Origin of the sequence: Aeromonas sp. 601027, from assembly GCF_049174455.1 — a bacterium.
In the GTDB taxonomy this organism is placed as follows: Bacteria; Pseudomonadota; Gammaproteobacteria; order Enterobacterales; family Aeromonadaceae; genus Aeromonas; species Aeromonas veronii_A.
Genome location: NZ_JAAKTN010000002.1, coordinates 232,016 through 246,048, shown reverse-complemented (window position 1 = coordinate 246,048; position 14,033 = coordinate 232,016). Strand labels below are relative to the sequence as shown.

Here is a 14,033-nt window from a genome sequence, read left to right as displayed (position 1 = left end):
CCCAAAAAGGGGGACGATTCTACCCCCTTATCCGGTATCAAGGCTATTGCTTCAGCTCTTTTTGTACCTGTGCAAACGACTTGGGCCAGGGCTGGCCTTTCAGCAAGGCTGGCGGAAGCTTGCGAATGGCACTCTTGGCCTGGGTCAGACCGGCATAATCCCCTTGCAGCACCACATACCAAGGGCTGCCACGGAATTTGGTCTGATAGACCCATACCTTGCCCGCCAGACCATGCTCGGCGACAAATTGATCCACCGCCTTGGTGTTGCTCGCCCCCATCAGCTGAACGCTGTAGTGGTTGCGCGGCTTCTTGTTCAAGGTGGCGACCGGTGTCAGGGCCACCTTGGGTGCTGGCGCGGCAACCGGCTCGTTGCTGGCGGTTTTGGTGGTGGCCGCAGGCGTTGCGGTTGTCGCCGGATTCAGTACTTTGGAGGTACTGGCTGGCACCGTGGTTGCGATTGCACCACTGGGGGCTGTGCCACTCGGGTTCTTGCCGGTCAGCTCGTCCACCACGTCAGTAGGCAGAGCGCCGCTCACCTTGGGTTCGGTCATCAGCTTTTGCACGACCTCGTCAGAGATCACCACCCGACGCCCTTCGTAATTGGTTGATTCGGTGGTCACAGTTTCGCTCTCCACCGATTTGGGCAGCACTTTCGCCTCCGGCTGCCAATCCTTCACTACCCCGTTGGGATTGCTGGCTGCATCGCTGTTTTGCGCGCCTTGTGCAGCGGCATCGGTATTCGAACCGCCAGCGGTGAGGGGATCGCCTCCCGCTACCGGGATCGGCAATGCCGTGTTCTGCACCGGATCCTGCAGCGCCGGTTTGCTTTCATTGTCAAACAGCGCAGGCAGCAGGTAGCTCAACGCCAGCAGGCCGCCAGCAACCAGCGCGATAGCGGTGGCAATCTTCTTGACAGGCAACTCCGCCTGACGCTTCTTGGGCCTTCTGTCGGTCATGATATCCTCCAGTAACTGCATGATGGTGGACGGATGTCCGTTCGCCGTTTTCAGGATCTCCTCCACTTGCGGCTTGGGCAAGAGGGTCGCCGGGATCTTGAGCTCTTTGGCTTTTTCATACAAGAAGATGCGCTGCTCGGGCGGGCTCAGTGGCGGCACTTCCAGCTCAAGGGCTGGCATGGCACGCCCCTTGAGCTGCGGTCGTTGGGTACGACACCAGACGTCACTGCCCGAGACAATAATGGCCAGCTGATGGGGCGCCGCCAGGGTATCGTTATGACGTATGATCGCCCACAACTCTCCCAGCAATTCAGCTGGCAACTGGTCGGCCCGCTCTATCAGCAGCAACAGGGTGGCTGGCTTGCTCCCCTCCAGCATGCGAAAGAAGCTCTCCGCCAGCGCATCCTGTGGATTGAACAGCGGGCGCGCCACCACCTGTGGCAGCAACAGCTGGCGCACATCCACCATCTTCATGGCAGGCGTACCAATCAGGCTTACCACCCGCACTTTTTCCGGCAACACGCCGAGCAGGGATTCGCACAGGGTACCGCGACCACAACCGGGTTTACCGGAGAGAAAAATGAAAGGGTGATTGAATTCAATCAGATGCAGCAGCCGGTCAACCAGCTGCCGCTGGGAAGGAAGTTTTAGCAGTTTATTCGTCACGACCAGACTCGATCACCGCCAGCAACTCGGCATCGGACACATCCCCCACCACCTGCGCATGGCCGATGCCAACCGGCAACACCAGACGCAGCTTGCCTTCCAGCACCTTCTTGTCACGGCGCATATGGCGAATAAAGGCGGCGAAATCCATCTCGGCAGGCGCATGAATGGGCAAATTGGCGGCCAGCAGCAGAGCGCGCACTCGCGCAACGTCCGCTTCGCTCATATCGCCACGGGCCTGCGCAGTCCAGGCTGCCAGCATGGTGCCAGCGGATACCGCTTCACCATGCAGCCAGTTGCCATACCCCTGCTCAGCCTCGATGGCATGACCAAAGGTGTGGCCCAGATTGAGCAGTGCACGGACGCCGTGCTCGGTCTCATCCTGACCGACCACATCGGCTTTGATCTCGCAGCAACGTTTGATGGCGTAGGCCAGCGCGGCAGGTTCCAGCTGTTGCAGACGCACCATGTTCTGCTCCAGCCAACTGAAGAAATCAGCATCCCAAATGATGCCGTACTTGATCACCTCGGCCATCCCTGCGGCAAATTCGCGGGCTGGCAAGGTACTCAGACATTCGGTATCGATAACAACTTGTTTGGGCTGATAAAAAGCCCCAATCATGTTCTTGCCGAGGGGGTGGTTGACCGCGGTTTTACCGCCAACAGAGGAGTCAACCTGGGAGAGCAGAGTGGTCGGGATCTGGATAAAAGGAATGCCACGTTGATAGCTTGCTGCCGCAAAGCCCACCACATCCCCGATCACGCCGCCCCCCAGAGCGATCAGCGTCGTATCGCGCCCATGGTTGGTTTCAAGCAGAGCAGACATGATCTGCTCAAAAGTCGCTAGGTTCTTGTACGCCTCGCCGTCAGGCAGGATCAGGTGTTCAACCTGAAAACCCGACAGCAGAGCGGTTACCCGTTCAAGATAAAGCGGAGCAACGACCGTGTTGGTCACTATCATCACCCGCTTGCCCTTGATGGTCGATACCAGCGCCTCGGGGCGCTGCAACAACCCTGCAGCTATCTCGATGGGATAGCTGCGTTCACCCAGTTCGACCTTCAACCGTTCCATGGACGTCCTCTTGATTACATACCGATCAGCTTCACAATCTGATTGGCAACGATCTTTGCGCTTTGATCATCTGTCTGGATAACAAAGTCAGCCACTTCTTCATACAGGGCGTTGCGCTCTTGTGCCAGACGCTCAAGCACCTCACGCGGCGGCTCTTCAGTCTGTAGCAGAGGACGGCGTTTGTCTCGCTGTGTACGCGCCAACTGCTTTTCAATGGTGGTTTCGAGGTAGACCACGATGCCACGAGCAGACAACTTGTTGCGGGTTTCCCGGCTCTTGATGGCTCCACCACCGGTTGCCAGCACGATACCCTGCTGCTCAGACAATTCGCTGATCACCTTCTCTTCGCGAATACGGAAACCCTCTTCGCCTTCAACATCAAACACCCAGCCGATATCAGCACCACTGCGGCGCTCAATCTCATGATCTGAGTCGAAAAACTCCATATGCAGTTGTTCTGCCAGATGTCTACCTATGGTGCTCTTGCCCGCACCCATGGGACCTATCAGGAAAATATTGCGTTTCTCAGCCATGTTTTTTCGTTAGTAATTACAAACTGTACGACCCCGATAAATACTGGATCGGGGTACCTATGAACCTTATCTTGCGATGGATCAGGAGGGGGATTATCTCAATAGATATCGGGACTGGCAACCGCAGCCCTTACGCCCCAGCCTCATTGGGGCGTAAGGTTATATGTGTTTTACCTTCACATGTAAAGCCTTCAGAAGGCGTCGGTGACTATCTTGGGGGTCACGAAAATAAGCAGTTCACGCTTTTTGTTCTCGCTGGTGGTCTTGCGGAACAGGGCGCCCAATCCGGGGATATCACCCAGCAAGGGCACCTTGGTCACATCGCTTTTGATAGTCTGCTGATAGATGCCGCCCAGCACCAGTGTCTCGCCATTGTTAACCAGTACCTGCGTCGTGATGGACTGGGCGTTGATGGAGACTGCATCACCGGTACCGGTCGGTACGGTTTCGCCCTTGGTATCCTGGGTCACGGTCAGGTCGAGGATCACCCGGTTGTCAGGGGTGATCTGCGGCGTGACTTTCAAGCTCAGTACCGCCTTCTTGAAGGTGACCGAGGTTGCACCACTGGAAGAGGACTCCACATAGGGGATCTCGGTACCCTGTTCGATCAACGCCGGTTTCTGGTTCGCAGTGGTCACCCGCGGACTGGCGATAATCTCGGCCTTGCTCTCTTTTTCCAGCGCAGACAATTCAAGGTCAAGCAGGGTTCCATCGGCCAGACGGGCAACCTGGAATGCCAAGGTACCGGCAGCATTGGTCACCGGCAGATTGACGTTCATCCGATTATCGACCGAGGGTCTGGTAATCGTTGAACTACCGTCGTTATTACCGGACGAATCATTCCCTTCAATAGAGCCTGAAGTGCTGTTGCCGTGACCATCGTTCTTGGTCACTCCCCAACGTACCCCGAGCGCTTCATCGAAACCGTCATCGATGGTCACCATACGCGCTTCGATCACCACCTGCTTGACCGGGATATCCAGAATATCCAGCATCCGCTTGATACTGCTGATAACCTCAGCCGTATCCTTCACAACCAGCACGTTGGTCCGTTCATCCACACTCACCGCGCCACGTGGCGATAGCAACTTGGTACTCTCGGATGAGAGCAGAGCAGCCACTTCGGATGCTTTTGCATAGTTGATCTGCATATATTCGGTATATAACTGGGCCAAATCAGCCACCTGATTCCGGCTCTCCAGCTGCTGTTTCTCCCGTGCCGCAATCTCTTCAGCCGGAGCAACCAGCAGGATGTTGTTATCAAGCCGCTTATCCAGACCGCGCACTTTTAAAATGATGTCGAGCGCCTGCTCCCAGGGCACGCCATCCAGACGTAGTGTCAGATTGCCTGCCACAGAATCGGTAGTAACCAGATTGAGGTTGTTGAAGTCAGCGATAAGCTGCAACACGGTTCTAACCGGGATATCCTGGAAGTTCAATGAGATGGGCTTGCCCTGATACTGCTTTGAAGACGCAGATGCCGCCGTGCGTTTTTTCACTTCGATAATGAACAGTTTATCAGCCTGATCGTAACGGTAATCAAACTGGCCATTAACCGACAGCTCAAACAGGGTATCGTTGCCCTGCCGGGACACCTCAACCTGAGAGACCGGTGTCGCAAAATCCTGCACATTGATCAGATTAAGCAAACCATCAGGCACGCGAGTACCATGAAACTTGGCCAGCACAGTTTGACCGCGGCTGCTCACATCGACGGCAGCCGAGCTGTTGTCAAGTGTGACCAGAAACTCCCCCTGACCATCCTTGCCACGACGAAAATCCACCCCGGTCACCGAGTTGAAATAGGCTCCACCGCCACTGTTCTGATAGCTGCCGAGCAGTGGTTTGCTGGCAGCAGGCGTCGCAACAGGAGGGGTTACCGGTGCAACAGGCATTGACTTGGCAACAACCTGAGAATTGAGCAGTGCCGAAGGAGCTGGAGTGGCCACCATGGCTGAGGAAGCCGTTGCGGCAGGTGCAATCAGGGCGCTTTCGCCATTAATCAGAGCTGATGAGGTCCCTTCACCAAGGGAAACCAGCAATTTATTACCCTGTTGCTGCACCTGATAGGGAGCCAGCTGATCGAGAGCGATCTTGATATCAAGGCCTGCCCCCTTCCCTTCCACCTTGATGTTGTCTACTCCCTGACGCTGAATAGGCAGCGGGTTCACCTTGAGTGCGCCCACAGCACCGGGGACATGCAACAGGAGCTGGTTAGGTTGATAGGAGAGACGATCGGTAAAGCCACTCACAGGCTCGCTGAAGCTGAGCTCCAGTTGCAACTGGTCTGCCAGCAATGGATTAACTTTTATCTCTTGCAAGGTTGCCACTGCCCACGCCTGACCAAAGGCACTGGCGCAAAACAGCAAAGCCACTTTTGTTACACTGTCTATGGTTGTTCTCATTGCTGTTCGTCCCTGATTATTGTTTTTCTTGCATATTGGCCATCGCCAACTGGGTTTCTCTTGTTACCCAGCACCCCTTCCCGTCCGGAATGGTTTCCAGTAAATCCACTGCCGTAGGAGTAATCTTGATGACTCTACCCTGATCGAGCCCCATATACTGGTTGAGCCCGACCCGTATTGATTTTCCATCAGGTGTGCTGATCAGGGCCCACAACTGCCCGGCCTTTCCCAAGGAGCCGTGCATTGACAAGCTGGCGAGAGAGTAGTTTTCCAATACCTCTTTTTCTCTGTCCATCATAACCTGTGCGCAATCAGGCTTCACCTGGGCACTATTCGCGCGCCCGACACTTGCTTCTGGTTGCGGCATCATGAAGGGGCTACGCAGATCGCGTTGTTGATAGTGCATGGGGGAAAACGGCTTCAACTGGGGTAAGGGTTCAATAGGTACAGGGGGTCTTGCCTTGGTTTCGGCAATATAGGAATCCATCTCCTCCTGACCACCACAGGCCGTCAGCAAGAGGGCAGGTAACAACCAGCAGATACGTCTCATTGTTTCTGCTCCACTGTTTTACCGTTGTACTTGTAGGTTTTGGCCAGCATCGACATAGCAATCAGGTCTCCCTCATCCTTGCTCTGACTCAAGGTAAAGGAGTCGAGTATGACGATACGAGGCAGGGCTGCCATATCTGCCGTAAACTTGCCGATCTGATGATAATTACCTACCACCTCGATCCGCATGGGCAATTCGGTAGAAAACTCGTGCTTGACCTCCGGTTCCCAGTTGATGCGATTGAGTTTCAAGCCATTATCGGTGGCAATAAAACTGATATCGTCCAGCAAACCGGCGACCTCATGGGTATTGGGCAGCTGCTTGAGCTGGGTATCGACCAGTTGCTCGAGCTGGATCATTTGTGCCTTGTAGGCGCCCAAATTGGCTGCCAGCATCGCCTTGCTTTCAAACTGGCCTTTCAGCTCCGTCTCTCTGGCGCTCTCTTTGGTCAGATTGCCTAAGGAATTGGCAATCACGTAGTAATAAATAGCGCCACCAGTCAACACACAGCACAGCAGGATAAAGACAGCTTTCGCCCATTTTGGCCAGCTCGCGATGTCATTCAGATCAAGCTCGTTGAGTTGCTGAAGGTTCATTTGCTCTCCTTGGCCATATCCCCGGCAGCAGCGGTATTATTGGCAATCAGGAACATCATCGAGAATTGACTCAACGATACCGGCGCGACCTCCGCTGCAAAAATGGTGCTTATTTTCGACTGTCCCAGCCAGCCGGAACCATCGATTCGACGCATCATGCTGGCCACTCGACCATAAGCTTCTGTCTTGCCGTTGACATCGATAATATTGTTCTGCAACGAGAGGGTATTGAGGTAAACCCCATTGGGTACCAGAGAGGGCAGCTGGTTGAAAAGACGAACGGGCACATTTCGACGCATTTGGAGATGTTCGATGAGTTGCATCCGATCGATCAGCTCCTTGCGACGTTCTTTAAGCAGGCGGATTTCTCCCAGTTGTGCATCCAGGATGGTCATCTCCTGAACCAGACGCTGATTACGCTGCTGCTGGGCGGCAATCTGACGCTCGACCAGCCAGTTGGCAAAGAGGCTCAGTGCGACAGTGACCAACACGAAAAGCCCGAGCAGGGCACCGAACTGTTTCTTTTGCCGCTGAGCACGAGCCTCGCGCCAGGGGAGAAGGTTTATATTTGACATGGTGTAAAACTCCTCAGAGCCAACCCGAATGCCGTCATGTATTTAGCGCCATGTACCAGATCAACCTCTCCTTTCGGTTTGCCAAACAGGGCGAACAAATCCGGATGAAACACCTCGCAGTTGGCTTCCTCTTTTACCTGTACCAACAAGCCAGGCAGCAAGCTGCCTCCCCCGGTCAACACCAGTTTGGCTATATCGCGATAACCTGACGAGCTACAAAACAGCTGGATATTGCGCCGCACCTGTTGCAACAGCGAGTTGATATGTGGCATCAACACGTCCAACTCATGGTCAACAGGCAAGGTGCCTTTGGTCTTGGCTTGCTCAGCTTCATCGAGGGTCATGCCATAAAAAGAGGAGAGCGCCTGGCTATATTGATCACCGCCGAAATTCTGCAAGCGCGAGTAGATCACCTCTCCCTTGACCAAGGCTGCGAAGGTCATGGCACTGGCGCCAATGTCGATCACCCCGATCGGTCGCTCACTCTCCTGCAACTCGGGCAAACAGGCCACAACGGCCCGCCCCAAGGCATGGGCTCCCACATCCACTACCTTGACGGCAATGCCAGCCTCAGCGAGAGCGCTGACCCGGCCATTGACGCTCTCAGTACGGGCTGCGCTCAGCAGAACATCCTGACGATCTTCACTGGCGCTGGTGTCCAGCACCTCAAAATCGAGGCTGACTTCATCGAGGGGAAAGGGAATGATCTGTTCGGCCTCCAGCTGCACCTGACTCTCCAGCTCCTTGTCACCAAGGCGAGCATCAATCTGGATGACCTTGGTGATCACGTTGGAGCCGGTCACCGCTGTCGCGGCATAATCGCTGTGGCCAGAGATAAGGCGCTTGAGGGTTTTCAAAGATGGGCTGACCCGCTCGATATCCTGTAGCTGGTAATCAACCAGCGTACCTTTCGGGGTGGCGACCTCGGCAACAGATTCAATATGCAGCTTGCCGGGACGACCAGTGAGGGTAACGGCCTTGATGGTCTGGCTACCGAAATCAATGCCCACCAGGGGGAGGAGGGATCCCTTATTAAATAGCCCAAACATATACACATCCATGCGTTATTGGGTTTTATACCTGAATTGAGTGTAGGACACTCTAATCAGATGAGAGCTTGATCCATCCTAAATGCTCTAACTATCAATGTCATAAAGTTTATACCGAAAAGTGACCCACCTCGCTTTCTTGAGATAAAGGGAGGCACCTTGGTTATTGCTCACTGTAGTGCTAACCTCTCGCATCCTATCGATGGGTGACTTGCCACAGGAAAACCTCGAATTCCAGATGGCAAAAGGGCTATACTCTGCGCCCGTTGGCTAAATTTAAGACGATTGGTAGTTCTTCCATGCTGAAATGGCTCGTTCGCCTGTTTATTGTCATGATGCTGGGTGCTGTGCTGGGTGTTGCCAGCCTCATCGGTATCTACTTCTATATCAAACCCCAACTGCCCGATGTCACCGCACTGCGTGATGTCAAACTGGCAACCCCGATGAGGGTCTACAGCCGGGATGGGGAATTGATCGCCCAATATGGCGAAATCCGTCGCATTCCGTTGCGCCTGGATGAAATCCCCCAGCCAATGATCGATGCCGTACTGGCAACCGAAGATGCCCGCTTCTACGAGCACCCCGGCATTGACCCCATCGGTATTATTCGCGCCGCCTCCGTCTGGGCCGTATCAGGTCATGCCCGTCAGGGTGCCAGCACCATTACCCAGCAGGTTGCACGCAACTTCTTCCTGAGCAATGAGAAAACCATCATCCGCAAGATAAAGGAGGTCTTCCTGGCTTGGCGGATCGAGCAGAATCTCTCAAAAGACGAGATCCTCGAACTGTACCTCAACAAGATCCCTCTCGGTTATCGCTCCTTCGGGATCGGTGCTGCGGCTCAGGTTTATTTTGGTAAAGAGGTCAAGGATCTGGGGCTGGACGAGATCGCCATCATTGCCGGTCTGCCCAAAGCCCCCTCCATGCTCAACCCCATCCGATCCCCAGAGCGCGCCTTTGCGCGCCGCAACGTTGTGCTTGGTCGGATGCTGGAGACCGGCAAGATCACCCAGGCCCAGTTTGACGAAGCGTCCAAAATGCCGATCAAGGCCCGTTTTCACGGCGCCGAAGTGACCCTGCACGCTCCCTATCTGGGTGAAATGGTACGCCAGAAGATGGTAGAGCAGTTTGGTGAAGATGCCTACACCATGGGCCTACACGTCTACACTACCGTCTCTGCCGAACGCCAACGGGCCGCCAGACAGGCACTGCTGGATGGCGTCTTTGCCTACGATATGCGTCACGGCTATCGTGGCCCGACGGCCCAGTTGTGGAAGGCAGGCGAAACAGCTTGGGATTACGAGCAGATCGTGGCCCACCTTGGCAAGCAACCCACTTATGATCCGCTGATGGCGGCCGTAGTTACCAAGCTCGGTGACCGTAGCGCCACACTGGTACTTAAAAATGGCAAGGAAGCAGAGCTGGGCTGGAACGGCATTAAATGGGCTCGCTCCTTTATTACCGACGACCGCCAAAGCTATGCCCCGAAATCGGCACGCGATGTACTGAAAGTCGGCGCCCAGATCTGGGTGCGGGAAGAGGGCGAAGAGTTGCTGCTGGCCCAAATCCCGGACGTCAACGCCGCGCTGGTTGCCATGAACCCGAAAAATGGCGCGCTGGAAGCAGTAGTTGGCGGCTTCAGCTTCGAACTATCCAAATTCAACCGGGTCGATCAGGCGCGTCGCCAGATCGGTTCAAATATCAAGCCTTTCCTCTATGCGACCGCGCTGGAGCACGGCTATACCCTGGCGTCGCTCATCAACGATGCGCCAATCAACCAGTGGGATCCGTCAAAAGGGCCCATGTGGCAGCCCAAGAACTCCCCGGCCGTTTATGATGGCCCCACCCCGCTGCGTCTGGGTTTGGCCAAGTCCAAGAACGTGATGTCGGTTCGACTGATGCGCGCCATCGGTCTGGATACCTATATCGACGGTCTGACACGCTTTGGCTTCCCCCGCGACTTCATCTCGCCCCATGAGTCGCTGGCGCTGGGCGCAGCCGAATTTACCCCCCTCGAGGTGGTGCGTGGTTACTCGGTACTGGCCAACGGTGGCTTCCTGGTGACCCCATACTTCATCGACAAAGTCACCGACAGCCTGGAGAACACCCTCTATCAGGCCAATCCTGCCATTGCCTGCAACAATTGCGAACAGCAGACGGCGTCCGAGCAGAGCACACTGCCGGAGCCAACTGTTGATGACGCAGCACAAGATGGCACGCAGACCCCTCTCGCGCCAACCATCGCCCCGCATACCATCAGTGCCCAGAGCGCGTTCCTGATCACCGACACCTTGAGCACAGCCATCTGGGGTGGCAACGGCTGGCGTGGTACCGGCTGGCGTGCAGCCCGTGACCTGAAACGTCACGATATCTCCGGCAAAACCGGTACCACCAACGAATCGCGGGATGCCTGGTTCTCCGGCTATACCCCGGACATCGTAGCTACTTCCTGGATCGGTTTTGACAACCACCAGCGTGGCCTTGGCCGTGCCGAGTTTGGTGGTGGCGCTGCACAGCCTATCTGGATCGACTTCATGAAAGTCGCCCTCAAAAAGCTGCCGGAGCACAAGATGCCGGTTCCCGAAGGGATCATGACGGTGAAGATTGACAGCGAAACCGGACTGCTGGCGACCAGTGGCGGAACCGACGAATACTTCAAGGAAGGGACCGAGCCGACCCGTTACGCCGCGCCCAGTTCGGACGGCAATCAGGTCTATGGTGGTGACAACCCCGATGTGGAAGGGCCTGTCTCAACCGACGATATCTTCTAAGCTGCTCTCGCGGCAGAAGCAAAACCGGCAGCCTTGGCTGCCGGTTTTTTTATTGGGCCAACTGCTTGCTCATCAGCGTGGCAATCGAGGCTGCCAGCTCGTTGAAACAGGGGCGACGTACCGAGTAGTGGCGATAGAGCAGCGAGATGGTACGACCCGGCACAGGGTCAACCACAGGACGATAGCTCACACCTCCCTCATCATGATCGGCGGGTACGGCCAGCTTTGGCACCAGGGTCATGCCGCTACCGGCGGCCACCATGTTGCGCAGCGTCTCGAGACTGGTCCCCTTGAAGCGTTGATCCTCACCTATCCCGCCGGCGAAACAGAATCCCATCGCCTGCTCCCGCAAACAGTGGCCATCGGCCAGCATCAGCAATTTCTTGCCCTTGAGATTGCCGAGTGGCACCTGTCTGGCCTGTGCTTCGGGGTGATGGCAAGGCACAGCCAACCACATCGGCTCGTGGTAGAGCTGGATTGAACCAAACCCCTCCATCCCCGGCATCTCGGCCAGAATGACGCAATCCAGCTCCCCCTCTTCCAGCCGTTTGAGCAGGGTTTGGGTCTGCTCCTCATAGAGATAGAACTCCAGCTGGGGAAAATGCTCACGCAGGGTCTGGATAATGCGGGGCAACAGGTAGGGGCCCACGGTCGGAATAAAACCGATATGGATCTCCCCGGACATCGGCTCGGAGAAGTGCTGACCGATGCTCTTGAGCTCGCGCACCTCCTTGAGCACCCGACGAGCCTGATGGGCCATGGCATCGCCAGCCGGGGTAAACAGCACCTTGCGCGAGGTACGTTCGATCAAAATGACCCCGAGTTCATCCTCCAGCTTGCGCAGCTGGCCGCTCAGGGTGGGTTGACTGACAAAGCAGCGTTCAGCGGCTTTGCGAAAATGTTTTTCCTCATCCAGCGCCACCAGATATTCGAGATCGCGAAGATTCATACAGCAAGAGTCCTGCCTGGAAAATGGGCCATCAGCATGCACAATATCGTCCGGCGGGACAAGTCATCCACTTGCAGTGAGCCTCTCTGGCTGCCCCTCCAAAACAGAAAAGCCCGATCACCTCGCGGTAATCGAGCTGTTTGACTCGCCGATGGATTACACCCTGAAACGGCGCACCATATCCTGCAGTTGGGTAGCCAGGTGGTTCAACTCGTTGCACGCCTGAGCCATCTGGGTGGCACCGGCGGCCACCTCTTCGGAAGCATGACTGATATTGACCACGTTACGGTTGAGCTCCTCGCTCACCGCGCCCTGCTCTTCGGTGGCCGTTGCAATCTGGATGTTCATGTGGGAGATGCTGCTGACCGAGCCACTGATCTGGGAGATAGACTCGCCCGCTTCCCGCGCGGTAGCTACCGTGGTGTTCATCAGCTCCTGACTCTGTTGCATGGTACTGCCCGCCTGTTCGGCACGCTGCTGCAACTCGGCAATGATGGTATTGATCTGGGAGGTGGAGTCCTGGGTTCGTTTGGCCAGAGTACGCACCTCATCAGCCACCACCGCAAAACCCCGTCCCTGCTCACCGGCCCGGGCCGCTTCAATCGCCGCGTTCAATGCCAGCAGGTTGGTCTGTTCGGCAATGCCGCGGATCACCTCCAGCACCATGCCGATATTGCGGCTATCATCGCCCAGTTGGCGGATCACCACTGCAGTGCTCTCGATGGCCCCCGCCACCCGCTCGATGCGCAAAATAGAGTCATTAACAGTCTTGGCCCCAATCTCTGCGGTTTCGCTGGCCGAGGTGGCGGCACTGGCGGCATCGCTGGTGTTGCGAGAAACCTCCTGAACCGTAGCCTGCATCTCGTTCATCGCGGTTGCCAGCTGATTAAGTTCATGCTGCTGGGCACTCATGTTGGCCGCTGACTGCCTTGCTACCGAGCTCATCTCTTCGGTGGCCGAACTCAGTTGCACCACTGAGCCCGAGACTTCACTGACCAGGGTACGCAAATTGGTCTGCATCTCGCCAAACCCTTTGGCAAGAGTCCCCAGTTCATCATTGTTGAACTGTTGCATATCGATGCGGGAGGTAAGATCACCGGAGGAGACACGGCGGGTCTGCTCCAGCAGGGCCATCACCGGATTGCGGATCTGGGCGGTCAACAGCCAGGCAATCACCACCACAAAACCCAGCGTCACCAGGCTGACAATAATGCTCATGGTTCTGGCATTGCTATACATGGCCGCAATGTCTTTCACCATCTCATCGGCAATCTCGTTATTGATCTCCCGCAAACGATAAGACTTGGCACCAACCTCTTCCAATGCGGCACGAGTCTCGTTTTTGCGCAGACTTCTGACTTTATCCAGATCGCCAGCAGCAAAGGCATTTATCAGCTGGTCATGCACCGAAAAATACTTGGCCCCCGCCGCAACCACCTGCTCATAAACCTGCTTCTCTTCACCAGTAGTGAAAGGTAAAGCACCATATTTTTGGGCTGCTTGCTCAAATTCCTGCTTGGCCTTATTGAAGGTCAGGGTGCGATCGCTTACCTCTTGCTCATCCTTGTTCAGGCCACCGATGACCTGGGCCAACTCTGAACGACGCGCATCCAGCACTGCGACATGCATCTGGCTCGCCAGACGAGTAGAAGGCAGCAAATTACCTGTGATGGTTTCGGTATCACCATAGAGCTTTGCCAGCTGGCTGATTGAAAACCAGGCCAAGCCCAGTACCAACAAGGCCAGGATGGCAAATCCGGCACTCAGTTTCTGGCCGATGGACATGTTTTTGAACATATAAGGGCTTCCTTGAAATGAGTCTTCACTCCCGCAACATCCACCGGGAATGGTCATATAGAGCATAGCCTGCACCCGGAAAACAGAAGGATTTCATACCGTTTCTGTGCTT

At 55.7% G+C, this 14,033-nt stretch carries 11 protein-coding genes; 1 reads left to right on the top strand and 10 read right to left on the bottom strand.

Annotated features, from left to right (window positions below; translation table 11 throughout):
• Positions 1–43 precede the first annotated feature (43 nt).
• The 8 genes from G5193_RS04920 to tapM all read right to left on the bottom strand — a co-directional run bounded on the left by G5193_RS04920 (position 44) and on the right by tapM (position 8,404).
• Positions 44–1,624, bottom strand: coding sequence for an SPOR domain-containing protein (locus tag G5193_RS04920; RefSeq protein WP_266134308.1), 1,581 nt, complete (start codon positions 1,622–1,624; stop codon positions 44–46).
• On the bottom strand, positions 1,614–2,696 hold the full coding sequence (gene aroB, locus G5193_RS04915) for a 3-dehydroquinate synthase (RefSeq protein ID WP_021229792.1): 1,083 nt from the start codon (positions 2,694–2,696) through the stop codon (positions 1,614–1,616). Before aroB ends, G5193_RS04920 begins: the two co-directional genes overlap by 11 nt.
• Before the next feature lie 14 nt (positions 2,697–2,710).
• Positions 2,711–3,229: a shikimate kinase AroK gene (aroK, locus tag G5193_RS04910; protein WP_005347909.1), complete on the bottom strand. Its 519-nt coding sequence runs from the start codon at positions 3,227–3,229 to the stop codon at positions 2,711–2,713.
• 191 nt (positions 3,230–3,420) lie between these two features.
• Positions 3,421–5,634 carry a type IV pilus secretin PilQ family protein gene (locus G5193_RS04905; RefSeq protein WP_323912610.1) on the bottom strand — a complete coding sequence of 738 codons (2,214 nt, stop codon included), beginning with the start codon at positions 5,632–5,634 and terminating at the stop codon, positions 3,421–3,423.
• 16 nt (positions 5,635–5,650) lie between these two features.
• Positions 5,651–6,184 (bottom strand): pilus assembly protein PilP, encoded by a 534-nt coding sequence (locus G5193_RS04900; RefSeq protein WP_216953060.1) that lies wholly within the window; start codon positions 6,182–6,184, stop codon positions 5,651–5,653.
• A complete protein-coding gene (tapO, locus tag G5193_RS04895; protein WP_216953059.1) occupies positions 6,181–6,780 on the bottom strand; it encodes a PilO family type IV pilus biogenesis protein TapO in 600 nt (199 codons plus the stop codon). The genes G5193_RS04900 and tapO overlap by 4 nt, the downstream gene beginning before the upstream one ends.
• Positions 6,777–7,355 (bottom strand): PilN family type IV pilus biogenesis protein TapN, encoded by a 579-nt coding sequence (tapN, locus tag G5193_RS04890; RefSeq protein WP_216953058.1) that lies wholly within the window; start codon positions 7,353–7,355, stop codon positions 6,777–6,779. Before tapN ends, tapO begins: the two co-directional genes overlap by 4 nt.
• Complete coding sequence (gene tapM, locus G5193_RS04885) at positions 7,343–8,404, bottom strand: PilM family type IVa pilus assembly protein TapM (RefSeq protein WP_302055918.1); 1,062 nt, start codon at positions 8,402–8,404, stop codon at positions 7,343–7,345. Before tapM ends, tapN begins: the two co-directional genes overlap by 13 nt.
• A gap of 299 nt (positions 8,405–8,703) precedes the next feature.
• On the opposite strand from tapM, the gene G5193_RS04880 reads away from it, so the two are divergent.
• Positions 8,704–11,175, top strand: a complete 2,472-nt coding sequence (locus G5193_RS04880) for a penicillin-binding protein 1A (protein WP_421205184.1) — start codon at positions 8,704–8,706, stop codon at positions 11,173–11,175.
• A 49-nt stretch (positions 11,176–11,224) separates the two neighbouring features.
• Here the strand turns inward: G5193_RS04880 and oxyR are convergent, their stop codons facing one another.
• Both oxyR and G5193_RS04870 read right to left on the bottom strand, forming a co-directional pair.
• Positions 11,225–12,124, bottom strand: a complete 900-nt coding sequence (gene oxyR / locus G5193_RS04875; RefSeq protein WP_216953055.1) for a DNA-binding transcriptional regulator OxyR — start codon at positions 12,122–12,124, stop codon at positions 11,225–11,227.
• Between the two features lie 156 nt (positions 12,125–12,280).
• Complete coding sequence (locus tag G5193_RS04870; RefSeq protein ID WP_421205182.1) at positions 12,281–13,921, bottom strand: methyl-accepting chemotaxis protein; 1,641 nt, start codon at positions 13,919–13,921, stop codon at positions 12,281–12,283.
• Between the last annotated feature and the right edge of the window lie 112 nt (positions 13,922–14,033).